Raw genomic sequence first — 26,696 nt, forward strand, 5'->3', positions numbered from 1 at the left:
ACTCACTTCGCTACATTTTTCTTAATCTTTTCCGGCCCCGACACTACCGGAGCCGTCTTCCTCGGGTGCGCAGGTGGGGGCCTCGAAGAGTTTTTCACCGCCGAGCTCATGGGCGAGCGCTGGAGCGATGTCGGGGTAGCGGAAGGTATGGCTCAGCGCTTCCGCGCGGGTGGGCAGAACCTTTTGGTTGGCCAGCGCCAGCTCACGTGCCCCTTCCTTACCCAGCAGCAGCGCCGGACCGACACTGGGAATGGGGATGACGGTCGGCCTATGAAGGAGTGAGCCGAGGGCATCCACATAATCGCGATTGAGCTCCGGGTTGGGAGAGACTGCGTTGATGGCACCGCTCCAGGCAGGGTCGAGCGCGGCGCGGACGAACATATCTGAGAGATCATCCTGCGCGACCCAGCTATTCCACATGTTGCCCTTGCCAAATGAGCCGCCCAGTCCGGTAGAAAACAGCGCCCGCAGCAGCGGCAGGATTCCCGCGTTGGCTGATTGCACGATCCCGGTGCGCAGGTTCACCACTCGTTTTCCGGCTTCACGTGCCGGCGCGCAGGCATCCTCCCACGCCGCCACGACATCGGCCAGAAAGCCCTCACCGCGCTCCGAGTCTTCGGTCAGTACTTCATCGCCCCGGTCCGGACCGTAGATGCCGATCGCGGAGGCGCAGACCATCGCGGTCACAGAGGATGTTTCGGCCGCCAGCTGCGCCAGCAGGTGAGTAGGGCCTACACGTGAATCCCGAATAGCTTCTTTGTGCGCGGTATTAAAACGCCCGAAAATCGGCTCACCGGCCAGGTGGATGAGGATATCAACGCCGTCCAGCAAGTTTTTGGCGGGCAAAGTAGGCCGCCACAGGCGCTCGCCGGCTCCCGGGTTAGAGCGCACGAGCGGAATGACGGTGTGGCCCAACGTGCCGAGCTGTGCGGCCACAGCCGTGCCTATCGTGCCGTGCGTACCGGTTATTGCGATTGTGCGGGGCTCGGCGTTGAGAGCACCCAGCCGCTGAGCAAAGCGAAAGTCCTCAATAAGCTGTTGCTGCCGGTACGCAAAAATCGATTCCACTGGCCCCGTGGGGATGCGGGTATCCACCTTGTCGGTGATGAGCGTGCCCTCTGAGTGGTCCTCAAAGAAGTGTTCGTGGCGCCAATTGGCCAGCGAACGGAAGGGGGCGTTGATACAGACATCAGCGAAGGAACGCCGCGGTTGATACCTACTCAAATCGTGCCGGGCGACCCATTTTAGGCCGCCAGGAAACCCCAAGATAGAAGTCCCATCAGCTAATGACTCGGCCTGCCGCAGGGGAGTCATGAAACCGAAAGGCGCGGTGAGGCGCGCGAGCGCTCCCGGACGGGTGTGCCATTGCCAAACCTCATCACGCGGGGCTGGAACAACGTGCTGGGTAGTAAAACTCACTGTCTAGGGACCTGCCTCAAAAGATTCGGGGTGCGAGGGCGTACACAGCACGCCGGAAGAGTGCTATGGTTAGTGCTGGCTTTCAAGCATAGACAAGTCCTATTAACCATTGTCCGACATCCTTTAAAGACCGCACCGTGAGGCGGGGAAGGAGGTCACGATGAGTGAAACCGGCACCCACGCGGAGTCCAACGAGCTGCTGAGCTCGAAAGACGTCGCGCGTACTGTCGCACGCATCGCGCACCAGATCATTGAGAAAACGGCGCTTGATTCGAGTGAATCTCCTCGAGTCCTGCTCTTAGGCATTCCCTCTGGTGGCGTGCCTTTGGCTCAGCGCCTCGCTGAAAAAATTGAGGAATTCTCCGGGGTGGAGGTTCCTTGGGGCTCCCTTGACATCACGTTGTACCGCGACGATCTTTATGCCCGCCCGCACCGGGCATTGCAGCCCACCACAGTCCCAGCCGGTGGCATCAACGGCGCCACGGTCATCCTTGTTGATGATGTGCTGTACTCCGGCCGCACCATCCGCGCCGCGTTGGATGCCCTGGCAGATATCGGGCGCCCCGACATCATCCAACTTGCCGTCCTCGTGGACCGCGGACACCGCCAGGTTCCCATCCGTGCTGATTACGTGGGCAAGAACATCCCCACCGCACGCGACGAGGACGTCACCGTGTACAACGCCGACATCGACGGCCGGGATGCCGTCATTCTTACCCGCTTCACTGCACAGCCCGGCAAGGAGGCATAAATGAAGCACCTCATTAATATCGCCGACCACAGCGCCGAGGAGATCCTCGGGCTGATGGATGAGGCCGACCGTTTCCGGGAAGCTTTGGACGGCCGCGAAGTCAAGAAGCTGCCGACCCTGCGCGGGCGAACCGTGTTTACGTTGTTCTATGAGAACTCCACCCGTACTCGTTCCTCCTTTGAAACGGCGGGAAAGTGGATGTCGGCGGATGTCATCAACCTGTCTGCCTCGACTTCCTCGGTGAAGAAGGGCGAGTCCCTCAAGGACACTGGGCTGACGCTGACCTCCATCGGCGCCGATGCCATCATCATCCGCCATCCTTCCTCCGGCGCGGCGCAGCAGCTGGCCGGTTGGGTAGCACCGGGAGGACAGGGACCGAGCGTGATTAACGCCGGCGATGGTGCCCACCAGCACCCCACGCAGGCGCTTCTCGACGCTGTCACGATGCGCCAGCGCCTACACCTTGGTACGGATCGCTCCGCTTCTGGCACCGGCTTCGAGGGCCTGAACGTCACCATCGTCGGTGACTGCCTGCACTCCCGCGTCGTGCGCTCCAACGTGGACCTATTGTCCACCCTGGGAGCCGACGTCACGCTCGTCGCCCCGCCGACGCTGCTGCCCTTCGGCGTCGACACTTGGCCGGTGCGGGTCTCCCATGACTTCGACGCCGAGGTGTCCGAGGCGGACGTCGTCATGATGCTTCGAGTTCAGGCAGAGCGCATGAACGGCGGCTTCTTCCCTTCGCATCGCGAATATGCCTCTCTCTACGGGCTGTCCAAAGATCGCGCTGCGGCCATGAAGAAGGACGCCATCATCATGCACCCAGGCCCCATGGTTCGTGGCATGGAGATCAACTATGCCGTGGCCGACTATGACAACACCGCAGTGCTCCAGCAGGTCAACAACGGCGTCCATGTGCGCATGGCCACCCTCTTTACGCTGCTCACGAACGGCGAGAACGCCGGTATCTAAATCGAGTTATCTCACATACCAACGAGGAGAGCTTTTCAGAAACCATGACTACTTATCCAGACACCGGCGTGCTCTCGGCTCCTGCGGCGGGCACCTTGCTCATCGCCAACGTCCGCCCTTATGGCGAAGGCGAGCCCACTAGCCTTCTGATCAAGGATGGCGTTATCGAGGCCATCGGCATCGATATCACCCCAGCGGAGGGCGTGGACCGCACTATCGACGGTGGCGGCAACGTGCTGCTGCCAGGCCTGGTGGACATGCACGTCCACCTGCGTGAGCCGGGCCGCGAGGACACCGAGACCATCGAGACCGGTTCGCGGGCCGCCGCCAAGGGCGGGTTTACTGCCGTGTTCACCATGGCGAATACCTCTCCGGTCACGGATCAGCCGATCATCGCGGAGTCCGTTTGGGCCAAGGGCCAGGCGCGCGGTTTGTGCGACGTCCATCCGGTTGGCTCCATCACGAAGGGCTTGGAGGGTAAAACGCTGACCGAGTTCGGCATGATGGCCCGCTCGGATGCCAAGGTGCGCATGTTCTCCGACGACGGCAAGTGCGTCCAAGACCCGCAGCTCATGCGCCGTGCCTTGGAATATGCCAAGGGGCTTGACGTCTTGCTGGCCCAGCACGCAGAAGATCACCGCATGACCGAAGGCGCGAGCGCCCACGAGGGCGAGGTTGCAGCCCGCCTAGGCTTGCGTGGCTGGCCGCGTGTGGCCGAGGAATCCATCGTCGCCCGCGATGCACTGCTCGCGCGTGACTACGGCAACCGCATGCACATCTGCCACGCTTCGACGAAGGGCACCGTCGAGCTGCTCAAGTGGGCCAAGGAACAGGGCATCCCGCTGACTGCAGAGGTGACCCCGCACCACCTGCTGTTGACCGATGACAAGCTGGTGACCTACGACGGCGTCTTCCGCGTCAACCCACCGCTGCGGGAGGAATCCGACACCCTGGCCCTGCGCCAAGCATTGCTTGACGGGCTTATCGACGTCGTAGCGACCGACCACGCGCCGCACGGCAGCGAAGACAAGTGCGTCGAGTTCGAGCACGCTAAGCCGGGCATGCTGGGCTTGGAATCCTCCCTGGCGGTCATCGCCAAGCTCTTCGTCGCCACCGGCCTGGCTGACTGGCGCTTCGTCGCCCGCGTCATGTCGGAGCGTCCGGCAGAGATTACTCGCTTGCCTGGTCATGGCCGCCCGATTGCGGTAGGCGAGCCAGCCAACCTCACCATCGTTGATCCCGAGCACGAGTGGGTATCGGATTCCACGCGCCTGGCGTCGAAGTCGGAGAATAACCCCTATGAGGGGGAGGAATTCGGTGCACGAGTGGCCTACACCATCCTGCGTGGCGCAGTGACCTACGACCTTGCTGCTGAAAGCGCCAGCGAGGCGGCCGAGTAATCGGGATAATCGACAATCAGAGTTGCTCGACACTTAAGTAACCAACGCACATCCCCACACACCCAACCCTTCACCGAGAAAATTCACTGAAAGGTTCAACACACAGTGACTTCCACTACCACCACCCCCGCCATCCTGGTCCTCGCTGATGGCCGCACCTTCCGAGGCTTCGGCTTCGGCGCCACCGGTACGACCCTGGGCGAGGCAGTCTTCACCACCGCCATGACGGGCTACCAGGAGACCATGACGGACCCGTCTTACCATCGCCAGATCGTCGTCGCCTCCGCGCCGCAGATTGGCAATACGGGCTGGAACGATGAGGACAACGAGTCCCACGACGACAAAATCTGGGTCGCCGGCCTCGTTATCCGTGATCTGGCCCGCCGCGTCTCCAACTGGCGTGCCGCCCGCTCTCTGTCGGAGGAGATGGAGAAGCAGGGAATCATCGGCATTGGCGGAATCGATACGCGCACGTTGGTGCGCCACCTGCGCAATCACGGCTCAATCAAGGCCGGCATCTTCTCCGGCGAGGCTGCTGAGAGGGACGTCGATGAGCTCATCGCTGAGGTCAAGAACCAACCTTCCATGGCTGGACTCGACTTGTCCGCAGAGGTCTCGACCGATGAGGTCTACACCTTCCCGCCAGTAGGGGAGAAGCGCTTCACCGTCGTGGCCTATGACATGGGAGTCAAGACCGCCACCCCGAAAAACTTCGCCGAGCGTGGCATCGAGACCATCGTGGTTCCCGCCAACACCCCGTTCGAGGAGATCAAGCAGTACAACCCAGATGGCGTGTTTGTCTCCAACGGCCCGGGCGACCCGGCTACCGCTGACACCATGGTCGGCATCGTCCGCGACATCCTTGCTGCCAAGTACCCCTTCTTCGGCATCTGCTTTGGCAACCAGATCCTCGGCCGTGCGCTGGGTATGGAGACCTACAAGCTGAAATTCGGCCACCGCGGCATCAACGTTCCGGTGCGCAACCAGCTCACCGGAAAGATCGATATCACCTCCCAGAACCACGGCTTTGCCTTGGCCAGCCCCTCGGGCAAGGAAGACCCGGCCGGTGAGGAATTCGATACCGACTTCGGCCCAGCAGTGGTCTCCCACACCTGCCTCAACGACAACACCATCGAAGGCGTTGCGCTCAAGGATGGCATGGCCTACTCCGTGCAGTACCACCCGGAGTCCGCCGCCGGCCCACACGATGCCAACCCGCTCTTTGACCAGTTCATCGAGCTCATGACTGAAAAGTCCCCGAACAAGTAGAACGCAACCAGGAAGAGGAAGAAGCAACACATGCCAAAGCGCAACGACATCAATCACGTCCTGGTTATCGGCTCCGGTCCGATTGTTATTGGTCAGGCCTGCGAGTTTGACTACTCCGGCACCCAAGCCTGCCGCGTGCTCAAGGAAGAAGGCCTGCGCGTCACGCTGGTCAACTCCAACCCGGCAACGATCATGACGGACCCGGAATTCGCCGACCACACCTACGTGGAGCCCATTGAGCCTGAGTTCATTGAGAAGATCTTCCAGAAGGAAAAGGAAGAGGGAAACCCAATCGACGCGGTGCTGGCCACACTCGGCGGCCAGACCGCTCTGAACGCCGCGGTGCAGCTGGACCGCCTGGGTATTCTGAAGAAGTACGATATCGAGCTCATCGGTGCTGATATCGACGCCATCGAGCGTGGCGAGGACCGCCAGAAGTTCAAGGATATTGTCGCCTCCATCGGCGGTGAATCCGCGCGCTCCCGTGTGTGCCACACGATGGAGGAGGTCCACGAGACCGTCGCTGAGCTTGGCCTCCCGGTCGTTGTACGCCCCTCCTTCACCATGGGCGGCCTGGGCTCTGGTCTGGCCTTCAACGAGGAGGACCTTGAGCGCATTGCTGGCGGCGGCTTAGCTGCCTCGCCGGAGGCGAACGTCCTCATTGAGGAGTCCATCCTGGGCTGGAAGGAGTTCGAGCTTGAGCTCATGCGTGACGGCGACGATAACGTGGTGGTCATCGCCTCCATCGAGAACGTCGACGCCCTCGGCGTTCACACCGGTGATTCCGTTACCGTGGCCCCAGCATTGACCCTCACGGACCGCGAGTACCAGAAGATGCGCGACCAGGGTATCGCCATCATCCGCGAGGTCGGCGTTGACACCGGCGGCTGCAATATCCAGTTCGCTGTAAACCCGGATGACGGCCGCATCATCACCATTGAGATGAACCCGCGCGTGTCCCGCTCTTCCGCGCTGGCCTCTAAGGCCACAGGTTTCCCGATTGCCAAGCTGGCTGCCAAGCTGGCTATTGGCTACACCCTGGATGAGGTGCGCAACGATATCACCGGCGTGACCCCGGCGGCCTTCGAGCCAACGCTTGACTATGTCATTGTCAAGGCTCCGCGCTTTGCTTTCGAGAAGTTCCCGGGCGCCGATGACACCCTGACCACCACGATGAAGTCTGTGGGCGAGGCCATGGGTATCGGCCGCAACTACATCTCTGGCCTGAATAAGGTCATGCGCTCGCTGGAGGGCAAGCCTTCTGGCTTCTGGACCAAGCCGGATGAGTACTTCGCTGGGGAGCGCGCAACGGACGTGGAGGCCGTTCTCAAGGACCTGGAGCGCCCGACCGAGGGCCGCATCTACGATGTCGAGTTGGCTCTGCGCCTCGGTGCCACGGTGGAGCAGTTGCACGAGCACTCGCACATTGACCCGTGGTTCCTTGCCGAACTTGAGGCGCTCGTAGAGTTCCGCGAGGAGCTCGTGAGCGCGCCGGTCCTGGACGCTGAATTACTGCGCCGCGCTAAGGTCTTCGGCCTGTCCGACGCCCAGATTGCTGCTCTTCGCCCAGAGTTCGCCGGTGAAGATGGCGTGCGTTCCCTGCGCTGGTCTTTGGGCATTCGCCCGGTGTACAAGACCGTTGATACTTGTGCGGGTGAGTTTGAGGCCCAGACCCCGTACCACTACAGCGCTTATGAAATGGACCCGAACGCTGAGTCCGAGGTCCGCGCAAGCGACGAGAAGACTAAGGGCAAGGTCATCATCTTGGGCTCTGGCCCGAACCGCATCGGTCAGGGCATCGAGTTTGATTACTCTTGCGTGCACGCAGCGCTGGAGCTTTCCCGTGAGGGCTACGAGACGGTTATGGTTAACTGCAACCCAGAGACGGTGTCGACTGACTATGACACTGCAGACCGACTCTACTTCGAGCCGCTGACTTTCGAGGATGTCATGGAGGTCTATCACGCGGAAGCTGCATGTGGTGAGGTTGCCGGCGTCATCGTTCAGCTGGGTGGACAGACCCCGCTGGGCCTGGCTGAGCGCCTGACGGCTGCTGGCGTTCCGGTCGTGGGAACCTCGGCCGCCGCCATCGACTTGGCCGAGGACCGCGGTGAATTCGGCACGGTTCTCGCCGAAGCCGAGCTGCCCGCACCGGCCTTCGGCACCGCTACCTCCTTTGAAGAGGCGCGTCAGGTTGCCGCAAACATCGGGTACCCGGTGCTGGTCCGCCCGTCCTACGTGCTGGGTGGCCGCGGCATGGAGATCGTCTACGACGAAGATTCGCTGCGCGATTACATTGAGCGCGCTACCGAGATCACCTCGGATCACCCCGTCCTGGTTGACCGCTTCCTGGATAACGCCATTGAGATCGACGTCGACGCGCTGTGCGACGGTGAAGAGGTATACCTCGGCGGCGTGATGGAGCACATCGAGGAAGCCGGTATTCACTCCGGTGACTCTTCCTGCGCGCTGCCGCCGATGACGCTGGGCCCGGAGGATATTGAGAAGGTGCGGGAGTCGACGCGTCGCCTAGCGCACGGCATCGGCGTCAAGGGCCTGATGAACGTTCAGTACGCCCTGAAGGATGACACTCTTTACGTCATCGAGGCCAACCCTCGTGCCTCCCGCACCGTGCCTTTCGTCTCCAAGGCCACCGGCGTGCCGCTGGCCAAGGCCGCCGCGCGCGTCATGCTGGGGGCGTCCATCGCCGAGCTGCGCGAAGAAGGCATCATCCCGTCGACTTACGACGGTGGTTCCCTGCCGCTAGAGCACCCGATTGCCGTCAAGGAAGCTGTGTTGCCGTTCAACCGCTTCCGTCGCCCCGACGGCCAGCTGCTGGATACCTTGCTCTCGCCGGAGATGAAGTCCACCGGTGAGGTGATGGGCTTGGCTGATAACTTCGGCGCTGCCTATGCCAAGGGTGAGATGGCCGCCTTCGGCGAGCTGCCCACCGAGGGAACCGTGTTCGTCTCCGTAGCTAACCGCGATAAGCGCACGCTTATCTTCCCGATTCAGCGGCTGGCCTACATGGGCTACACCATCGTCGCTACGGCAGGTACTGCGCAGATGTTGCGTCGCAACGGCGTGGAGTGCGAGGTGGCGGTGAAGGTCTCGGAGGCCACGGAAGGCGAGGAGTCCATCGTGGACCAGATTCTCGCTGGAAAGGTTGATCTCATCCTCAACACCCCGGCAGGCTCCGCCGGCGCCCGGCACGACGGCTATGACATCCGCGCTGCTGCCGTATCTGTGGGCATTCCGTTGGTGACCACCGTCCAGGGCGTGACCGCCGCCGTGCAGGGCATCGAGGCCTTGCGGCGCGGAGACCTCAAGGTACGCGCGCTGCAGGAGCTTGAGCATGACCCAGCAAACTAGGAAGACGCCGTCTTTCGGTGAACGCCTCGTGGCAGCCGGTGCGGAGCGCGGGCGCCTGTGCGTGGGCATCGACCCGCACCCGCACCTGCTGGAGGCCTGGGGCCTGTCGGTTGATGTGGACGGTTTGCGCACGTTTACGTTGCGTTGCGTGGAAGCCTTCGCCGAGACCGCCGCGGTGGTGAAGCCGCAGGTGGCCTTTTTTGAGCGTTTCGGCTCCCGCGGCTTCGCAGTACTCGAGGAGGCCCTGGCGGGCCTTCGGGAACAGGGCTGTCTTAGCCTGGCCGATGCTAAGCGCGGAGACATCGGTTCCACCATGGCCGGCTACGCACAGGCCTGGCTGGGGGAGGACTCGCCGTTGTGTTCCGATGCAGTAACGGTCTCGCCCTACCTCGGCGTGGGTGCATTGAGGCCAGTCTTCGACCTAGCGGAGGACACTGGGCGTGGAGTCTTCGTCCTTGCGGCAACCTCTAACCCAGAGGCCGTGGCGTTGCAGTCGCTGAGCGTGGGCGGCCGCAGCGTGGCGCAACGAGTCGTCGATGAGCTTGCTCAGCGCAATGCGTCTGCGGCGGGGCCAAACAACACCGTGGGTGCTCTCGGCGTGGTCGTGGGCGCGACGTTGGAGGCTCCGCCTGCATTAGACCAATTAAACGGCCCAGTGCTGCTGCCGGGCGTCGGTGCGCAAGGCGCAACGCCGGCAGATGTTAGGCAACTCACCTCTGCGGCGCCTGAACTGGGCTTTGCTAACGTCTCCAGGGCCATCCTTTCGGCGGGCCCCGAGGTTACTGACCTGCGCAAAGCCGTTATCGACACCGCCTCAGAGTTTCGGGACTAAGACGACGGGTAATTAACAGCGCGCTGGATTAACAGGAGCGCTGTTTACCTGGTATTTTGTTTAAGGCATGTGCGTTGACGTGCAGGAACCTTTAAAAGAAAGGGGCCGCGTTACGTCACCGCGTACAGACCAGTGCTAGGATTGCCAGAAGTCGGTTCGTGGAGGTAGCAAAAGCTATCCCGCGCTGGGGAAATCTTCCCACCGTGAGCCGAGATTCTGGTGCTAGCCATCAGATGACAATGTTCGTACTAATGAAATCGGAGGAAACCCGTGGCCCTTCCCAAGTTGACAGATGAGCAGCGCAAAGAAGCTCTCGCAAAGGCCGCTGAGGCCCGCAAGGCTCGCGCTGAGCTCAAGGCTGCGCTGAAGCGCGGCGAGACCAACCTGCAGGAAGTTCTGGAGAAGGCCGAGACCGACGAGATCATCGGCAAGACCAAGGTCTCCGCTCTCCTCGAGGCTCTGCCGAAGGTTGGCAAGGTCAAGGCCAAGGAAATCATGGAGGACCTGGAGATTGCTCAGACCCGCCGCCTGCGTGGCCTGGGTGACCGTCAGCGTCGCGCCCTGCTCGAGCGTTTCGGCTACGGCGAGTAATTAGCACAATGGCTGACGAAACTGCACGCGGGCGCCTGGTCGTTTTGGCCGGGCCGTCCGCTGTGGGTAAGTCCACTGTGGTTTCGCGCCTGCGTGATGATGTTGACAACCTCTACTTCAGCGTCTCAATGACGACGCGCCAACCCCGTCCCGGCGAGACTGATGGGGTGGATTACTTCTTTGTCTCCCCGGAGGCTTTCCAAGAACACATTGATGCCGGTGACATGCTCGAATGGGCTGAGATCCACGGTGGTTTGCAGCGCTCCGGGACGCCGGCTCAGCCGGTGCAGGAAGCGATGGCGGCCGGCCGTCCGGTGTTGGTGGAGGTTGATCTTGCAGGCGCTCGCAACGTGAAGGCGGCGATGCCGGAGGCGGAAACCGTGTTTCTTGCCCCACCGTCCTGGGAAGTTCTGGTTGAACGCCTGACTGGGCGCGGGACCGAACCGCAGGATGTCATTGACCGCAGACTGCATACTGCAGAGACGGAACTTGCCGCGCAAAAGGAATTCGACCACATCGTTGTGAATGAAGATCTCGATGAGGCCGTTGCTGCAATTAGTGCTATCCTGCGTGGATAGACCACGATTTTGACCATCTACCAACAGTAAAGGTGCATGTGACCAACGTGACCACACCTGCCAATTCTGAGGCCGTGAAGCCGGAGCCAGTATTCGATCCGCCGACGGGTATTACCGATCCGCCGATTGATGAACTGCTGGGCAAGGTCTCGTCCAAGTACGCTCTGGTGATCTTCGCCGCTAAGCGCGCACGCCAGATCAACAGCTACTACCAGGAACAGGATGAAGGCGTCTTTGAGTTCGTCGGACCGCTGGTAACCCCGGAACCGGGTGAGAAGCCGCTGTCCATCGCCCTCCGCGAGATTGACGCTGGCCTGCTGGACCACGAGGAAGGCAACTAGCCCGTTCATCGTGAAGGCAAAAGGGCATCTTCTTCAAGTGTCTTAGCGCCATTCTGAATCAAAACCCACCCAAGTGTTTCCCAGACGCTTCGGTGGGTTTGCTGTGTCTTGGGTACTATCGGCCGAGTGAAGGACGTACAGAAATCCCCAGATAGTTCAGAGTTGAGACCTGCGCCGGCCAAGTCCACGGGGAGCCGCCGGATCCTTGTCGGCGTGGCAGGCGGAATTGCTGCCTATAAGGCGTGTCACCTTATTCGGGATTTTAAAGAGCACGGCGATGATGTTCGCGTCGTTCCCACGGAGGCCGCGTTGAACTTCGTAGGGGCAGCCACCTTCGAAGCTTTGTCAGGACATCCCGTCTCCACAACCGTCTTTGATGCCGTGGATGAGGTCCAACACGTTTCCTTGGGGCAGCAGGCTGATGCGGTCGTCATTGCCCCTGCCACCGCGGATCTTATCGCACGGTTGGCCTGTGGCCGCGCTGACGACCTGTTGAGCGCTTCTATTCTCGTTGCTACGTGCCCCGTCATCATTGCCCCCGCAATGCATACTGAGATGTGGCTGAACCCAGCAACCCAGGAGAATGTGGCCACGCTCCGCCGCCGCGGCATCACCGTGATGGAGCCGGCGCATGGTCGTCTCACCGGCACGGATACGGGTGCCGGCCGCCTGCCGGATCCGGAGCAGATAGCTGAGTTTGCTCGCACGATTATCGCGGGGTACCGCGTGGAGCATGATTGGCAGGGCCGGAAGGTTGTGATCTCTGCCGGAGGTACCCAAGAGAACCTCGATCCAGTGCGCTACGTTGGCAACCGCTCTTCTGGACGCCAGGGCTTTGCTTTGGCGGAGATCGCTGCGCAACGCGGGGCGGATGTCACTATTGTCGCTGGAAATACTGAAGCGCTTCCCATCCCTGCAGGCGCTTCCGTGGTGCGCGTGACATCGACGCGGGATATGCAGGAGGCGATGAATAGGGAAGCTGCCGATGCCGACATCATTATCATGGCCGCGGCTGTCGCCGACTACCGTCCAGCGTCCGTCGCGGATTCGAAGATGAAGAAGGGCGCAGCCGATGATGATTTGGCTAGCCTGGAGCTAGTGGAGAACCCGGACATACTCAAGGGGCTGGTGCAGCGGCGAGAGAATGGTGAACTAAAGCGCGAGGCAATCATCGTTGGCTTTGCTGCCGAGACTGGTGATAAGACTACTAGCGTGCTCGAGTATGCCCAGCAGAAGTTTATGAAGAAGGGCTGTGATGTGCTCATGGCTAACGAGGTCGGGGAGGGCAAGGTCTTTGGCCAAGCCACAAGTGCCGGGTGGATCCTTCGTCGCTCTTCCGACCCAGTGGTGGTTGCCCCGGGCTCAAAGCAGGTTGTGGCCGCACAGATTCTTGATGTGGTGAATGAAATATTGGAAAAGTAGCACTCGTTCTTGCAGCTGTAGACCGCTTGGTCTACGATGGGGCGGTGTTAACAGCCGAGGCGTGGGCGAGGCGAAGTCCTGCCCACGGCGCGCAGAATTAGTTTAAGGAAGATTTGTGACTGATAAAGCTGCTCAGGCAGTGCGCCTTTTTACTAGCGAATCCGTGACAGAAGGTCACCCGGATAAGATTTGTGACGCGATCTCGGACGCCATTCTTGACGCCCTTCTGGAGGAAGATCCTGACGCCCACGTTGCTGTGGAGACCCTCGTGACGACGGGCCAAGTCCACGTCGTGGGCGAGGTGCGTACCTCCGGTTATGTTGAAATCCCGCAGATCGTCCGCAAGACCCTCGTAGAGATCGGTTTTACCTCTTCCGATGTGGGCTTTGATGGCCATACCTGTGGTGTCAACGTGGCCATTGGTGAACAGTCCCAAGAGATTGGGGCCGGCGTCGACGCCTCCACAGAGGTGCGTTCGGGAACGTTTGAGGATGATGACCAGTATGGCGCTGGTGATCAGGGCCTCATGTTCGGCTACGCAACGAACGAAACTCCAGAGTTTATGCCGCTGCCGATTTCGACGGCTCACCACCTTTCGCGCCGTCTTACCCACGTCCGTAAGGAAGGCATTGTGCCTTCGCTGCGCCCGGATGGAAAGACTCAGGTCACCTTCGCTTACGACGAAAATGATGTGCCGACGCGCTTGGAGACGATCGTCATCTCCACGCAGCATGATCCGGAAGTGACCCAGGAGTGGTTGGCCGAGCAACTTCGCACCCACGTCGTCGAGTGGGTCGTGAACGATGCTGACTTGAGCCAGTACTACACCGAAGACACTGAGCTTCTCATCAACCCATCCGGTTCCTTCATTCTGGGTGGGCCGATGGGTGATGCGGGCTTGACCGGCCGCAAGATCATCGTGGATACCTACGGCGGTATGGCTCGCCACGGCGGCGGTGCGTTCTCCGGTAAGGACCCAAGCAAGGTGGACCGTTCCGCGGCTTACGCTATGCGCTGGGTGGCTAAGAACATCGTGGCCGCTGGCTTGGCAGACCGCGCCGAGGTACAGGTTGCCTACGCCATTGGACGTGCAAAGCCGGTCGGTCTGTATGTGGAGACCTTCGGCACTGCCCACGAGGGTTTGAGCGATGCTGACATTCAGACAGCGGTAAATAGGGTCTTCGACCTGCGCCCAGCCGCGATTATTCGCGAGCTCGACCTCCAGCGCCCAATCTATCGCCAGACTGCAGCCTACGGACACTTCGGGCGCACCGATGTCGAACTGCCGTGGGAGGACACCTCGCGAGCCGACGACCTGCGCCGCGCCGTCGACCTGTAGAATCGGGCCCTATGCCCAAGAAGACACCCGCCGCCCAGCAACCGGTTGCGCGGGTGTTGCCTTTGTTAGGGGTAGCTCACCTAGACCGAGAGTTCGATTACCTCATCGATGAATCGGACTCACAGGCAGCCCAGCCCGGAGTACGGGTGCGTATCCGGTTCAACGGCCGTCTGGTAGACGCCATCTTGTTGTCGCGAGCTAGCGATTCCGACTACGCGGGTTCGCTTCGCTATATCGACCGCGTCATTTCTCCCTACTCGGTGTACACCCCGACAATGTCGGCGCTCATCGAATCCCTCGCGGCGCGTTATGGCGGCGTGCGCTCCGACATCATTCGCACCGCGATCCCGGCGCGCCACGCCAAGGCCGAAGAAGCGGACGTCGATACGCCGTGGGAGGAACTTGGTACTGCCGAGCATCCGGATCTCTCCGCGTGGTCGGGCTATCAGCACGGTGAGTCCTTCGTAGATTCGGTTTTGTCGGGGCACATTGCCCGGGCAGCCTGGCAGATTGCACCCGGGGAAGACTGGGCCGGCGCTTTGGCAGCCCTCGGCACCAGCGTGGCGCTGCAGGGCGGGGGCGTGCTCATGGTCGTCCCCGATCAGCGTGACTTGGATTGCCTGGAGGCGGCGTTTCGCCGCCACGTCTCCGCCAAACAGATCACTGTCCTCGCACATAGTACTGGGCCCCAGGCCCGTTATCGTCGCTACCTTTCCGCCTTAACTGGTCAAGCACGGATCGTCATTGGTACTCGCTCCGCAGCCTTCGCCCCAGTCAAGGACCTCAAGCTGGCCGTTGTTCTCAATGACGGCGACGATAATTTGGTAGATAACCTCAAGCCCTATGCCCATTCGCGGGAGGTGCTCAGCACTCGCTCGGCGCAGGAAGGCTGCAGCCTTATCCTTGCCGGCCATGCGCGCACCTCAGAAGCACAGTTGCTTGTTGAATCGGGGTGGGCTCACGATCTTCTCCCTAGCGATACGGCGCTGGAGAAGAGGCGCCCCAATATCCTTGCGGTGGGTGCGTACGGGATTAATCTGGCCCGCCACATGCAGGGCGGGACCACGGCTGTCAGCGGCCCGGCATTTCAGGCCACACGTGCAGCGCTCGATCGCGGTGAGCCCGTTCTCGTGCAGGTCCCGCGTAAGGGATACGCGCCGATTTTGGCGTGTGGGCACTGTGCGTCCCCGGCGCGTTGCCGCCATTGCAATGGCCCCTTAGGCCTGCCTTCCGCTGGTGCTTCGAGGGATGAATCGACAGATTCGGCTGCGCTGCCCACGTGCCGGTGGTGTGGGCGCGTCGACGCGCATTATCGGTGCTCCGAATGCGGCTCGCCGCGGCTGCGCGCCATCGTGCTGGGGTCTGAGCGCACAGCGGAAGAGATGGGCCGCGCTTTTCCTAATACCAGGGTGATTCAGTCGGGCGGCGCCACCATCCTCGATGAGATCCCAGCCGGCCCCGCGCTGGTTATCGCCACACCCGGCGCGGAACCGCGCATCGCGGAGGGCGGGCTCTATGGCGCCGCTCTCTTGGTGGAAACCGGGGCGCTGCTGGGCCGCCAGGATCTGCGAGCCACGGAGGACACTTTGGCCAAGTGGGCGGCTGCGGCCACTCTCGTCGCGCCGGCTCGCGACGGCGGTGCGGTGATTGTTGCCGCCGATGAGCAGCTGCCACTAGTGGGCTTCTTGAGCCGCTGGGACATGGTGGGGGCTGCAGCAGCAGAATTGCAGGCACGCCGTGAGGTACGCTTTCCACCGGCCGTGCATATGGCGGCCGTCGACGGCGCCGATGCCTCCCTCGATGCATTTTTGGAGTTGGCGGAACTTCCGGAACATGCGGAGCTTCTCGGACCCGTCCCGTTGCCGCCGGGAGTGAGCTTGCCAGGTGACTATGACCATGAGCGCGGCGGTGAGCCGCAGCGCCTACTGATTCGTACCCCGCTAGGTCCGCGTTCAGAGCTTGGTCAGGCTTTGAGAAGGGCTAATTCCGTGCGCAGTGCACGCAAGGATGTGTTGCCGCTGCGCATCACCGTAGACCCAATCAACATTGGTTAACTGGTGCTTCCTTTTCACCCCTGGCGGGCATGCGCTGCTGGAGGTGAACTATTCTCGGTAGCCGACACACTGTTTAGCCCTCGAGGAGTACTACTATGACCGTGCGCGAGGTTCGCCTTTATGGCGATCCGGTCCTGACCACCCGTGCCGAGGAGATCACCGAGTTCGGGCCGTCCCTGGAACGCTTGGCCCAGGACATGCTGGAAACCATGGAAGATGCAGGGGGAGTCGGATTAGCCGCTAACCAGATCGGCGTAACCAAGCGCATCTTTGTCTTCGATTGTTCGCACTTTCAGCACGGCCTGCGCGGTGCGGTTATTAACCCGGAGTGGGAAGCGGTAGGGGAGGAAATGCAGTTAGGAACTGAGGGCTGCTTGTCCATCCCAGGTATTTCGCAACCCACCGAGAGATTCTCCACGGTGCGTCTGCGCGGCTACGACCCGCAGGGCCGGCCTGTATCGATGCTGGCCTCGGGGCTTATGGCGCGCTGCATACAGCACGAAACAGATCACCTGGACGGTGTCTTGTTCCTCCAACGCCTGAGCGACGAGCTGCGTAAAGAATCCATGAAGACCATCCGCCAAGCGGAGTGGTTCAACTCATAGCAGCACGCACGCTCTGCCGACAGTGCGGCCCCAAATCGATTAAAAACTAGAACCCAAACAACGTGAACTAAGAAAGGCCTGCTCTCACAGTGCGCATTATTTTTGCCGGAACCCCCGAGCCCGCTGTTGTGGCTTTGCAGAAGCTGATCGAGTCCCATCATGAGGTAGCTGCAGTCATCACTCGGCCTGACGCCCGCCGCGGTCGCGGACGCAGCTTGCACCCGAGCCCCGTGAAAGCCCTAGCTGAGGAACACGGCATCGAGGTGCTCACGCCAACCACCCTCAAGCAGGGCACCGAGGACGGCGATGCGTTGCGTGCACGGCTTACAGAGATCGCCCCCGAGGCGATTCCGGTAGTCGCCTACGGAAATCTGATCACCGAGGACCTGTTGAGCCTTCCCCGGCACGGCTGGGTCAACCTCCACTTTTCCCTTCTTCCAGCGTGGCGCGGTGCCGCCCCAGTGCAGGCCGCCATTGCTGCGGGAGATAAGCGAACAGGTGCTACTACCTTCCGCATTGATCAAGGTCTGGACACCGGCGACATCTTGGCCACCATGGAAGAGAGAATCCAACCCACCGATACCGCGGATGACTTGCTGACGCGGTTGGCGTATGCCGGCGGTGATCTTCTCGTCGAGACGATGAATGGTTTGGAAGATGGCAGCATCACCCCGCAGCCGCAGGAGGGTGAGGCCACCTACGCGCACAAGATTTCCACGGAAGACGCCCGGATAGATTGGACCGCGCAGGCCGACATTGTCGATCGCCACGTCCGCGCGCATACTCCAGGGCCGGGCGCGTGGACTCTGCTAGGGGAGTCGCGCTTGAAGGTAGGTCCGGTCAGCGTCGTGGAGCCAGCGGAATTAGAGGAGCTGCCAGACGCTATCGCGTTGACGTCGCTGCAACCGGGCGAAGTACACGTGGCGAAGAAGGAGGTTATGGTCGGTACTGGGAGCACCCCGGTACGCCTAGGCCAGATCCAACCACCAGGTAAGAAGATGATGAATGCCGCCGACTGGGGCCGAGGGCTTTCCAGCCAGGCTGCCCAGGCAGCAGAGGGCGGCCAGAATGAGGTGAAGTTCTCATGAGTAGAGGTTTCCGATCCCGCAGTAAGTCCGGTGATCCGGCAGCTCGCTCCGAGCGCGCCGAACAGCAGCGCGGCGGTGGACGCAGAACCGCACGTGGCGGTACGAACCGCCAGGCTAAAGGAAAGCGAGAGCATCGAGGCGGGCAGCGCCATAACAACCGACGGGACGGACAGTCGGCGTCCTTCATGTCCGCAGCGCGGCACTGCGGAGTCGATGTCCCACGCGCGGTAGCTTTCGAAGTGCTGCAGCGCGTGGAGGCCGATGATGCTTTTGCCAACCTCACGCTGCCAAAGGCAGTGAGTGCGAACAACCTGAGCGGCCGTGATGCAGCCTTCTCTACGGAACTCACCTACGGCACGCTGCGCAGCGAAGGTGTGCTTGATGCCGTTATCGCCGAGTGCGCTTCGCGCGGCTTAGAGGCCATTGCACCTGACGTTCTCACCGCCTTGCGAATGGGCACCTACCAAGTGCTGTACACCCGCGTTGAAGCGCATGCGGCGGTCGATACCACCGTCCGCCTCGTGGAGGCAGCTGGCCACGAAAAGGCCAAGGGCTTTGCCAACGGCATTATGCGCACCATCACCCGCACGCCTGCGCACGAGTGGCTAGACAAGCTTTCTCCGAAGGAAGAGATCGCGGCCGTGGCCTTCCGTCACGCTCACCCGGAGTGGATTGCCCGCTCCTTCGGACGCGCCTTGGGCCTGCTGGACACCGCTGGTAAGAGCAAGCTCAACGCCGAGCAGACATCGGAACTGGAGCGTGCACTCGAAGCGGATTCTGAGCGGCCCCTGGTGCATCTGGTAGCACGGCCCGGCGAAATCTCTGCCGAAGAGCTTGCTCTCATTACCGGTTGTGAGGAAGGGCGTTATTCGCCGTATGCGGTGTATCTTGAGCAGGGTGACCCGGGCTCGTTAGAGCCTGTCCGCCAAAGGTTGGCAGCGGTCCAGGACGAAGGATCGCAGCTCATCGCACGCGCAGTGACGGAAGCTCAACTCATCGGCGAAGACACCGGACGCTGGTTGGACCTGTGCGCGGGCCCCGGTGGTAAGGCTGCGCTGATGGGTGCCATCGCCCGCATAGAGGGGGCAGAGGTCGATGCCGTAGAAGTCTCTCCGCATCGGGCCACCTTGGTGGAAAAGACGGTGGGTGATCTACCCGTCCATGTGCATCGTGCGGATGGCCGTGCGCCGAGTCTCGGCGCAGGCTTCGACCGCGTGCTTGTCGACGCCCCCTGTTCCGGCCTCGGTGCACTGCGCCGCCGCCCCGAAGCCCGTTGGCGCAAAGCCGAGTCCGATATTGCGGAGCTCAACAAACTCCAGACCGAGCTCCTTGAATCCGCGTTGGAGCTCGTGCGCCCCGGTGGTGTTGTGGTGTACTCCACCTGTTCGCCCGATCTGCGTGAGACCCGGGGCATCGTGGATGCGGCCTTGGAGCGCCATGGAGCCGGGGCGGAGGTGCGTATCGAGGAGCTGGATGCGCGTGATGTGCTGCCTGACATGGGAGACCTCGGCAGCGAGCTTTCTGCCCAAATGTGGCCGCACCGCCATGGCACAGATGCAATGTTTTTCGCCGTCCTTCGCCGAGTGGCGGACTAGCGCCACGTGAGGGACTAGGCTGAGTGTCATGTCTGCACACTCGTCTGGTCCCATCATTTCCCCATCCATTCTGGCCGCTGATTTCACCCGTTTGGGTGAGGAGGTTCAGGCCGTGGCCAACGCGGATTGGATCCACGTTGACATCATGGATGGTCACTTCGTGCCCAACCTGTCCTTCGGCCCAGATATTACCGCGACGGTGGATGGGATTACTTCGCAGACCCTCGACGTTCACCTCATGATCGAGGAGCCGGAGAAGTGGGTGGAAACCTACGCCAAGGTCGGAGCTGATTGCATCATCTTCCACGTCGAGGCCGTGGCCGACAAGAATGCGGCCATCACTTTGGCCCGCAAGATCCGTGACCTAGGGGTGCGCGCGGGCTTCTCCATCAAGCCGGGCACCCCGATTGAGCCCTGGTTGGATGCCCTGGAGCACTTCGACGAGGTTCTCGTCATGTCAGTCGAACCAGGCTTCGGCGGTCAGCGCTTCATGCCGGATCAGCTCGACAAGGTCCGCACCTTGCGCGCAGCTATTGATGAGCGCGGCCTCGATGTCCTCATCGAAATCGATGGTGGCATTTCTGCCGAGACGATCCGCTCCGCCGCTGAGGCGGGCTGCGATGCTTTCGTAGCGGGTTCGGCCATTTATAAACAACCAGATAAGGCAGCGGCCGTCGAGGAGCTGCGCCGACTGGCCACGCTGTGAACCCACGCCTCGATTCTGCTGCCCTATCGCAAGCGTTGCGCTTAGCCATGGAGGCCGGCCAGCAGGTGCGCGGTACGACGAGCCCGAATCCGCCAGTCGGTGCGGTGATTCTTGATGCCTCCGGGCAGGTCGTCGGCGTCGGTGCAACCCAGCCCCCGGGCGGACCGCATGCTGAAGTCATGGCGCTGCGCGATGCGGGGGACAAGGCGCGCGGTGGAACCGCGGTGGTCACCTTGGAGCCCTGCAACCATACTGGCCGTACTGGGCCCTGCGCGCAGGCGCTTATCGATGCCTCCGTGGCCGCCGTGTACTACCTCCACCCGGATCCCACCCCGCAAGCCGGGGGAGGATCGACCACTCTGCGCCGCGCCGGCATCACCGTGGGACAGCTCTCGGCACCGGCAGAGAGAGCAGATGCGCTGGAGCCGTGGTTGGGTGCGGTCAAACTCAATCGTCCGCACGTCACGCTCAAGTTTGCACAAAGTCTGGACGGTTTCACCGCCGCAGTGGATGGCAGCAGCCAGTGGATTACAGGGGAGCAGGCTCGCGAGCATGTGCATCGTGACCGGGCTCAGCGCGATGCCATCCTCATCGGAACTGGCACAGCCTTGGCGGATAACCCATCCTTGACGGCGCGCTTTCCGGATGGTTCCTTGCGCCCTCAGCAACCGAGGCGTGTGGTCATCGGATCCCGGGATGTGTCTCAAGGTGGAAGAACCAACCTCGAGAGACTAGGTTTTGAGCACTATGCCTCCCCACAGGAGGCCCTAGCTGAGCTTTATGCCACGGGCGCCCGGGACCTTCTCGTCGAAGGTGGCGCGGGGCTCGCAACCAGCTTCATGGAGCTAGGTTTCGTCGACCGGATCCAGGCTTATATAGGAAATGTCATCCTCGGCGAAGGCAGAGGCGTTCTCACCAGTGCTGTGTCGTCGAACTTGGCCCGCGCCCAGAGATGGCGGCGTTGCGCGGTTACCGAGCTCGGCGAGGACCTACTTGTGGAATATCGCAAGGATGAAGAGCTTTGAAAGCTGACAAGCATTGAAAACTGGAAAGCTTTCAAAGGCTAGTAGTTTCACGGGCTAGAAGATTTAGAGATTTAGAGAGTTAAAAGGGAAGGGGAGTGCGGTCTATGTTTACCGGACTCGTTGAAGAGATTGGTCGCGTCGATAGCGTCGAACCGCAGGGTGATGCCGTGCGGTTGGGTATTGCCGCGTCCACCGTATTGAGTGACGCGCAACTGGGGGATTCCATAGCGGTCAATGGCGTATGCCTGACCGTGGCTGAGCTAGGAGAAGGAACCTTCATCGCTGATGTCATGAAAGAATCTTTGAACCGTAGCTCCCTCGGCGAACTCGCGGAGGGCTCGCCGGTTAACCTTGAGCGCGCGGTGCTCCCGACGACCCGTTTGGGCGGCCACATTGTGCAGGGACATGTCGATGGCACCGGGACCTTGTTGTCCCGCACGCCTTCAGAGCACTGGGAGGTATTGCGTTTTAGCCTGCCGGCTGAGTTGGCACGCTACGTGGTGGAAAAGGGTTCCATCGCGGTGCAGGGAACCTCCCTGACGGTATCGGCCTTGTCAGATGGGCAAGGAGAGTCCGATACAGAGAGCTATTTTGAAGTCTCACTCATTCCCACCACACTGCGGGATACCGTCTTTGGTTCCATGGAGCCAGGCGCCCGGGTAAACCTCGAGGTAGACGTGGTTGCAAAGTATGTGGAGAAAATGGTTCACCCTAACGCCCACGGCGTGGGAACAGAGGGATAGAGTTAGTCCTTATGAGCGCTGCAGATTCAGCTTTTAGTTTAGATAGCGTCGACCAGGCCATCGCCGATATCGCGGCCGGCAAGGCAGTCGTCGTCGTGGACAATGAGGACCGCGAGAATGAAGGCGACCTCATCTTCGCCGCTGAGCTCGCCACTCCGGAGCTCGTGGCCTTTATGGTGCGCTATAGCTCCGGCTACATTTGCGCGCCGCTGCTCCCGGAAGACTGTGAGCGGTTGAACCTACCCCCAATGCTGGCGGTTAACCAGGACGTGCGCCAGACCGCTTACACCGTGACGGTGGACTTGGCCAATGGCTCCACAGGCATCTCCGCCACTTCGCGCTGCGAAACTATCCGCAGGTTGGCTGATCCTTCCTCTGAGCCAGCGGAGTTCACACGCCCTGGCCACGTTGTTCCGCTCGCAGCCCGCCCGAATGGTGTCCTCGAGCGCGATGGACATACCGAAGCCGCCATCGACTTGGCCCGGCTGGCTGGTCTGCGCCCAGCCGGCGTGCTGTGTGAAATCGTTTCCGAAGAGGACCCCACGGACATGGCCCGCTCGCCGGAGCTGCGCCGCTTTGCGGACGCCCACGGGCTGACGATGATCTCCATCGAGCAGCTCATCGAGTGGCGTCGCCACAACGAACAGCAGATTCGTCGCGAGGTAGAAACCCGCCTGCCCACCGAGTACGGCGAGTTCCGCGCGGTGGGTTATTCGAGTGACGTCGACAAGCGCGAGCACATCGCCCTCTTCGTCGGTGACGTGGAGAGCTATAGCGGTGCGGAGGACGTGCCCGTTCGTGTGCACTCCGAGTGTCTTACAGGTGACGTCTTTGCCTCTCAGCGCTGCGACTGCGGCCCGCAGCTGCAGGAATCCCTTCGTGCGGTGCAAGAAGCAGGACGAGGCATCGTCATCTACCTGCGTGGGCAAGAGGGCCGCGGCATTGGTTTAGTGAACAAGCTCAAGGCCTATCGCCTGCAGGACAAGGGAATGGACACCGTTGATGCCAACGTGGAGCAGGGCCTACCGGAAGATGCCCGCGAGTATTCCGTGGCCGGCCAAATCCTGCGGGACGTGGGCGTGAAATCCGTGAACCTCTTGACCAATAACCCCCACAAAGGCGAGGGTCTGCAGGGCTTCGGCATCGACGCCACCGCACGCACCGCGCTGGCGACCCCCGCAACGGCGGAGAACATCAGCTACCTGCGCACGAAGCGCGACCGCATGGGGCATGATCTGCCCCAGGTCGCTGAGTGGGACCAGAAGCACTCGTAAGGCATTAAGCCGGAAGATCGAGTAAAAGACTAAAACAAAGGAGCACACAATGAGCAAGGAAGGCTTGCCAACCCCGAAGAATGTCTCGGGTGAAGGACTCCGCGTTGCCGTTGTCACCGCCACGTGGAACGCCGAGATATGTGACCAGCTGCATCGCCGCGCACTAGAGACCGCTGAAGCAGCCGGTGCCACTGTCACCCCGCTGCGCGTTGTGGGCGCTCTTGAGCTCCCCGTGGTGGTGCAGGCCGCGGCGCGCACGCACGATGCCGTGGTGGCACTGGGCTGTGTTGTCCGTGGTGGTACTCCGCACTTTGATTATGTGTGTGATTCCGTCACCCAGGGCCTGACCCGCATCGCGCTCGACGAATCCACTCCGGTGGCTAATGGTGTGCTCACTGTCAACGACTATGAACAAGCAGTTGATCGCGCCGGCTTTGCTGATTCCGCGGAAGATAAAGGTGCGGAGGCCATGCAGGCAGCTTTAGAAACCGTGCACACCTTGCGTACACTGGACGAGTCAAACCTAAAGTAGGCTGCCATGCGCAACCACTGTGCCCTGCATATCAGGACAAGGCCGTGGCCTGCCTCAGCGGAGTGATGAGGAGATGGAGAACTCGATGACGGACCCACAGGTGCCCTTGGGCCATGAAGAGCGGGAACAGTCAGCTCACGCAAATAAGTCCTCGCAATCTTTGCGGCCGGCCGCATCGAGCTCTGCGGAGGGCGCACAGCGCATGAGCGAGGAGCAGTTATTGGCCTACACCAGCGCTGATCCTTTTGCCCTGACCTCATCCAAGCCTTGGGAATATGAAGCTACTTCGCCTTATCTGCGCAAGGTGGCGATCGTCTGGATCATCCTCGTCATGGCAGCGCACTTGTTTATGGGCTTCACGGTGGGCTTGTCCTTTACCGGTGCGACGGTGACGACGATTGATAAGTTCGCTTTCCCCGGTGTGGGCGTGGTGATTTCAATCCTATCGTGGTTGGCATTGACTCGACCGCGACTGCGTGCAAACTCCGATGGAGTAGAGATCCGCAACATCCTGGGTACCCGCTTCTACCCGTGGCAGGTCATCTACGGCCTGTCCTTCCCCGAAGGATCCCGCATGGCGCGCATCGAGCTGCCTGACTTCGAATACGTGCCGGTTTGGGCCCTGCAATCAGGTGATAAGCAGGACGTTATCACCAAGGTCCGCTCCTTCCGCGACCTGGAAGCCCGCTACATGCCGCAGGATGACTAGTGGCTGATCCCTCAGAGTACCGCCCCGCGCCCGGAAGCATCCCCACGGATCCGGGCGTTTATAAGTTCCGCGATGAAAACCGCCGCGTCATCTACGTGGGCAAGGCAAAGAACCTGCGCGCGCGGCTATCCAATTACTTCCAGGACATCACCCAACTGCACCCGCGAACCCGCCAGATGGTTCTGACCGCGGCCTCAGTCGAATGGACCGTGGTGGCCAGCGAGGTGGAAGCACTGCAGCTGGAGTACACGTGGATCAAGCGCTTCGATCCACGTTTCAACGTTATGTACCGCGACGACAAAACCTACCCCATGCTCGCGGTTTCTGTGGGGGAGAGCATTCCGCGTGCGTTCTTCTACCGGGGCCCACGCCGTAAGGGAGTGCGCTATTTTGGTCCCTATTCCCATGCCTGGGCGGTGCGTGAATCCCTTGATCTTCTCACTCGAATCTTTCCTGTGCGCACCTGCGCCAAAGGTGTTTTCAATCGCCACGAGCGGCTAGGGCGGCCTTGCTTGTTGGGCTATATCGGCAAGTGCGATGCACCGTGCATTGGCCGAGTCAGCCCCGAGGAACACCGCGAGACGGTCAACCAGCTCATCAGCTTCATGAACGGTAATACCGCGCCCGTGCGCAAGAGGGTGACCCAGCGCATGGAAGAGGCAGCAGAGAACTTGGAGTTCGAGCTGGCAGCGCGCCTGCGCGATGACCTTGGCGCCATCGACAAGCTTATGGAGCAGCAAGCCGTCGTCCTGCCCGACGGCACGGATGCAGACCTCATCGCGTTTAGTTCGGATGAATTGGAGGCGGCCGTGCAGATCTTCCATGTGCGCGCAGGCCGTATTCGCGGTCAGCGTGGTTGGGTGGTCGAGCGCTCTGGTGATCAGGCAACGACACACGTGGTTGAGGAGGGCCAACCAGATCCGGGTCTGCCGGCACTGATCCAGAACTTCCTCATCCAGTTTTATTCGGATGCCGTCGAGCGTCAGCGCCAAGAGGCTGCCGAGGACGCCAAAATGGAGCGCAGGGGAGTGGACCAAGAATCTCATGCCGAGACGCGGCAGGGTAACGCCATTCCTCGCGAGATTCTGGTCCAAGCACTGCCGGAGGAAGCCGAGGAGGTGAAGATTGTTCTGGAGGAACTGCGGGGTGCCCAGATTGATGTACGGGTACCGCAGCGAGGCGACAAGCGCGCCTTGCTGGAGACCGTCGAAAGGAATGCGAAGGAACAGCTGAAACAGCACAAGCTCAAGCGCGTGGGTGATCTGACTGCCCGGTCCGCAGCACTTCAGGAGCTGCAGGAGGCGCTGGGCATGGATTCCGCGCCGCTGCGCATTGAGTGTACGGATATCTCGCACATTCAAGGTACCGATGTCGTGGCATCCTTGGTGGTCTTCGAGGATGGCCTGCCCCGTAAGGCTGATTACCGCCGCTACCGCATCAAGGAAGCTGCGGGTGATGGACGTTCCAACGACGTTGGTTCCATCGCTGAGGTGACTCGCCGCCGCTTCAAACACCACCACGATGACAAACGCGCGGTGCCGGACGAGGAGCTGGAGAACACTACCTTCGCCGAGGAGATGGTGCGGGAAGAGGCTGCGAGCCAAACCAAACGCAGTTCCTACCCACCACAGCTCTTCATCGTGGATGGTGGTGCACCGCAGGTGGCTGCGGCGCAGGCAGTTTTCGATGAACTTGGCATTGTGGACGTTACCCTCATCGGTCTAGCTAAGCGCCTAGAAGAGGTGTGGGTGCCTGGTGATGATGAACCGGTGATTTTGCCGCGCAATTCTCAGGCCCTCTTTTTGCTTCAGCACCTCCGTGATGAAGCCCACCGTGTAGCCATTTCCTATCACCGCCAGCAGCGCTCGAAGCGGATGCGCTCATCGGTTCTTGATGCTGTGCCAGGCTTGGGGCCTCAACGGCGTACTGACCTGGTCAAGCACTTCGGTTCGGTGAAGAAGCTCAAAGAAGCCAGCGTGGAAGAGATCGCTGAGGTCAAGGGCTTCGGCCCGAAGCTAGCGCAAACAGTTTTTGATCATCTTCACGCCTCCTAAGAAGGCTTGGCTTTTGAAAAATTTT

Annotated in this window: 23 protein-coding genes; 22 read left to right on the top strand and 1 reads right to left on the bottom strand. The window is 61.2% G+C overall.

From position 1 onward, the window contains the following. Nucleotides 1–21: 21 nt before the first annotated feature. Nucleotides 22–1,419, bottom strand: a complete 1,398-nt coding sequence (locus tag HMPREF2978_RS03240; RefSeq protein WP_070528491.1) for a TIGR01777 family oxidoreductase — start codon at nt 1,417–1,419, stop codon at nt 22–24. 160 nt (nt 1,420–1,579) lie between these two features. Here HMPREF2978_RS03240 and pyrR point away from each other — a divergent pair, with 160 nt between their 5' ends. From pyrR to uvrC, 22 genes are all read left to right on the top strand, one after another. Beyond that, nucleotides 1,580–2,170 (top strand): bifunctional pyr operon transcriptional regulator/uracil phosphoribosyltransferase PyrR, encoded by a 591-nt coding sequence (gene pyrR, locus HMPREF2978_RS03245; protein ID WP_070524339.1) that lies wholly within the window; start codon nt 1,580–1,582, stop codon nt 2,168–2,170. After that, a complete protein-coding gene (locus HMPREF2978_RS03250) occupies nt 2,171–3,142 on the top strand; it encodes an aspartate carbamoyltransferase catalytic subunit (RefSeq protein WP_070744070.1) in 972 nt (323 codons plus the stop codon). 44 nt (nt 3,143–3,186) lie between these two features. After that, nucleotides 3,187–4,542: a dihydroorotase gene (locus HMPREF2978_RS03255; protein WP_070744072.1), complete on the top strand. Its 1,356-nt coding sequence runs from the start codon at nt 3,187–3,189 to the stop codon at nt 4,540–4,542. A 105-nt stretch (nt 4,543–4,647) separates the two neighbouring features. Beyond that, nucleotides 4,648–5,811 (top strand): glutamine-hydrolyzing carbamoyl-phosphate synthase small subunit, encoded by a 1,164-nt coding sequence (carA, locus tag HMPREF2978_RS03260; RefSeq protein WP_070528483.1) that lies wholly within the window; start codon nt 4,648–4,650, stop codon nt 5,809–5,811. A gap of 30 nt (nt 5,812–5,841) precedes the next feature. After that, the gene (gene carB, locus HMPREF2978_RS03265) at nt 5,842–9,183 is read left to right on the top strand and encodes a carbamoyl-phosphate synthase large subunit (protein ID WP_070528481.1); all 3,342 of its coding nucleotides are present in this window, start codon (nt 5,842–5,844) and stop codon (nt 9,181–9,183) included. After that, nucleotides 9,167–10,015 carry an orotidine-5'-phosphate decarboxylase gene (pyrF, locus tag HMPREF2978_RS03270; protein ID WP_070528478.1) on the top strand — a complete coding sequence of 283 codons (849 nt, stop codon included), beginning with the start codon at nt 9,167–9,169 and terminating at the stop codon, nt 10,013–10,015. Before carB ends, pyrF begins: the two co-directional genes overlap by 17 nt. Nucleotides 10,016–10,285: 270 nt before the next feature. Beyond that, on the top strand, nt 10,286–10,606 hold the full coding sequence (gene mihF / locus HMPREF2978_RS03275) for an integration host factor, actinobacterial type (protein WP_010186801.1): 321 nt from the start codon (nt 10,286–10,288) through the stop codon (nt 10,604–10,606). 8 nt (nt 10,607–10,614) lie between these two features. Then, a complete protein-coding gene (gene gmk, locus HMPREF2978_RS03280; protein ID WP_010186800.1) occupies nt 10,615–11,184 on the top strand; it encodes a guanylate kinase in 570 nt (189 codons plus the stop codon). 38 nt (nt 11,185–11,222) lie between these two features. Then, a complete protein-coding gene (rpoZ, locus tag HMPREF2978_RS03285) occupies nt 11,223–11,525 on the top strand; it encodes a DNA-directed RNA polymerase subunit omega (protein WP_010186799.1) in 303 nt (100 codons plus the stop codon). A 162-nt stretch (nt 11,526–11,687) separates the two neighbouring features. Then, on the top strand, nt 11,688–12,947 hold the full coding sequence (gene coaBC / locus HMPREF2978_RS03290) for a bifunctional phosphopantothenoylcysteine decarboxylase/phosphopantothenate--cysteine ligase CoaBC (RefSeq protein WP_070744073.1): 1,260 nt from the start codon (nt 11,688–11,690) through the stop codon (nt 12,945–12,947). 115 nt (nt 12,948–13,062) lie between these two features. After that, entirely contained in the window at nt 13,063–14,286 is a 1,224-nt protein-coding gene (metK, locus tag HMPREF2978_RS03295) for a methionine adenosyltransferase (RefSeq protein WP_070528473.1), read from the top strand. An 11-nt stretch (nt 14,287–14,297) separates the two neighbouring features. Further along, a complete protein-coding gene (locus HMPREF2978_RS03300) occupies nt 14,298–16,340 on the top strand; it encodes a primosomal protein N' (RefSeq protein ID WP_070744075.1) in 2,043 nt (680 codons plus the stop codon). Between the two features lie 95 nt (nt 16,341–16,435). Continuing rightward, entirely contained in the window at nt 16,436–16,945 is a 510-nt protein-coding gene (def, locus tag HMPREF2978_RS03305) for a peptide deformylase (protein WP_010186794.1), read from the top strand. An 89-nt stretch (nt 16,946–17,034) separates the two neighbouring features. After that, the gene (gene fmt / locus HMPREF2978_RS03310; RefSeq protein WP_070744077.1) at nt 17,035–18,033 is read left to right on the top strand and encodes a methionyl-tRNA formyltransferase; all 999 of its coding nucleotides are present in this window, start codon (nt 17,035–17,037) and stop codon (nt 18,031–18,033) included. Next, a complete protein-coding gene (locus HMPREF2978_RS03315) occupies nt 18,030–19,628 on the top strand; it encodes an RsmB/NOP family class I SAM-dependent RNA methyltransferase (RefSeq protein WP_070528464.1) in 1,599 nt (532 codons plus the stop codon). Before fmt ends, HMPREF2978_RS03315 begins: the two co-directional genes overlap by 4 nt. 28 nt (nt 19,629–19,656) lie before the next feature. Continuing rightward, nucleotides 19,657–20,334 (top strand): ribulose-phosphate 3-epimerase, encoded by a 678-nt coding sequence (rpe, locus tag HMPREF2978_RS03320; RefSeq protein ID WP_070744079.1) that lies wholly within the window; start codon nt 19,657–19,659, stop codon nt 20,332–20,334. Then, nucleotides 20,331–21,359: a bifunctional diaminohydroxyphosphoribosylaminopyrimidine deaminase/5-amino-6-(5-phosphoribosylamino)uracil reductase RibD gene (gene ribD, locus HMPREF2978_RS03325; protein ID WP_083316481.1), complete on the top strand. Its 1,029-nt coding sequence runs from the start codon at nt 20,331–20,333 to the stop codon at nt 21,357–21,359. The genes rpe and ribD overlap by 4 nt, the downstream gene beginning before the upstream one ends. Before the next feature lie 104 nt (nt 21,360–21,463). Continuing rightward, on the top strand, nt 21,464–22,102 hold the full coding sequence (locus HMPREF2978_RS03330) for a riboflavin synthase (RefSeq protein ID WP_070528459.1): 639 nt from the start codon (nt 21,464–21,466) through the stop codon (nt 22,100–22,102). An 11-nt stretch (nt 22,103–22,113) separates the two neighbouring features. Next, nucleotides 22,114–23,376 (top strand): bifunctional 3,4-dihydroxy-2-butanone-4-phosphate synthase/GTP cyclohydrolase II, encoded by a 1,263-nt coding sequence (locus HMPREF2978_RS03335; protein ID WP_070528458.1) that lies wholly within the window; start codon nt 22,114–22,116, stop codon nt 23,374–23,376. Between the two features lie 49 nt (nt 23,377–23,425). Then, a complete protein-coding gene (ribH, locus tag HMPREF2978_RS03340) occupies nt 23,426–23,908 on the top strand; it encodes a 6,7-dimethyl-8-ribityllumazine synthase (protein ID WP_070528456.1) in 483 nt (160 codons plus the stop codon). 85 nt (nt 23,909–23,993) lie between these two features. Then, entirely contained in the window at nt 23,994–24,617 is a 624-nt protein-coding gene (locus HMPREF2978_RS03345; RefSeq protein WP_070528454.1) for a PH domain-containing protein, read from the top strand. Then, entirely contained in the window at nt 24,617–26,671 is a 2,055-nt protein-coding gene (gene uvrC / locus HMPREF2978_RS03350; RefSeq protein ID WP_070528452.1) for an excinuclease ABC subunit UvrC, read from the top strand. Before HMPREF2978_RS03345 ends, uvrC begins: the two co-directional genes overlap by 1 nt. Nucleotides 26,672–26,696 lie beyond the last annotated feature (25 nt).

Origin of the sequence: Corynebacterium sp. HMSC074C01, assembly GCF_001814605.1 — a bacterium.
Taxonomy (GTDB): Bacteria; Actinomycetota; Actinomycetes; order Mycobacteriales; family Mycobacteriaceae; genus Corynebacterium.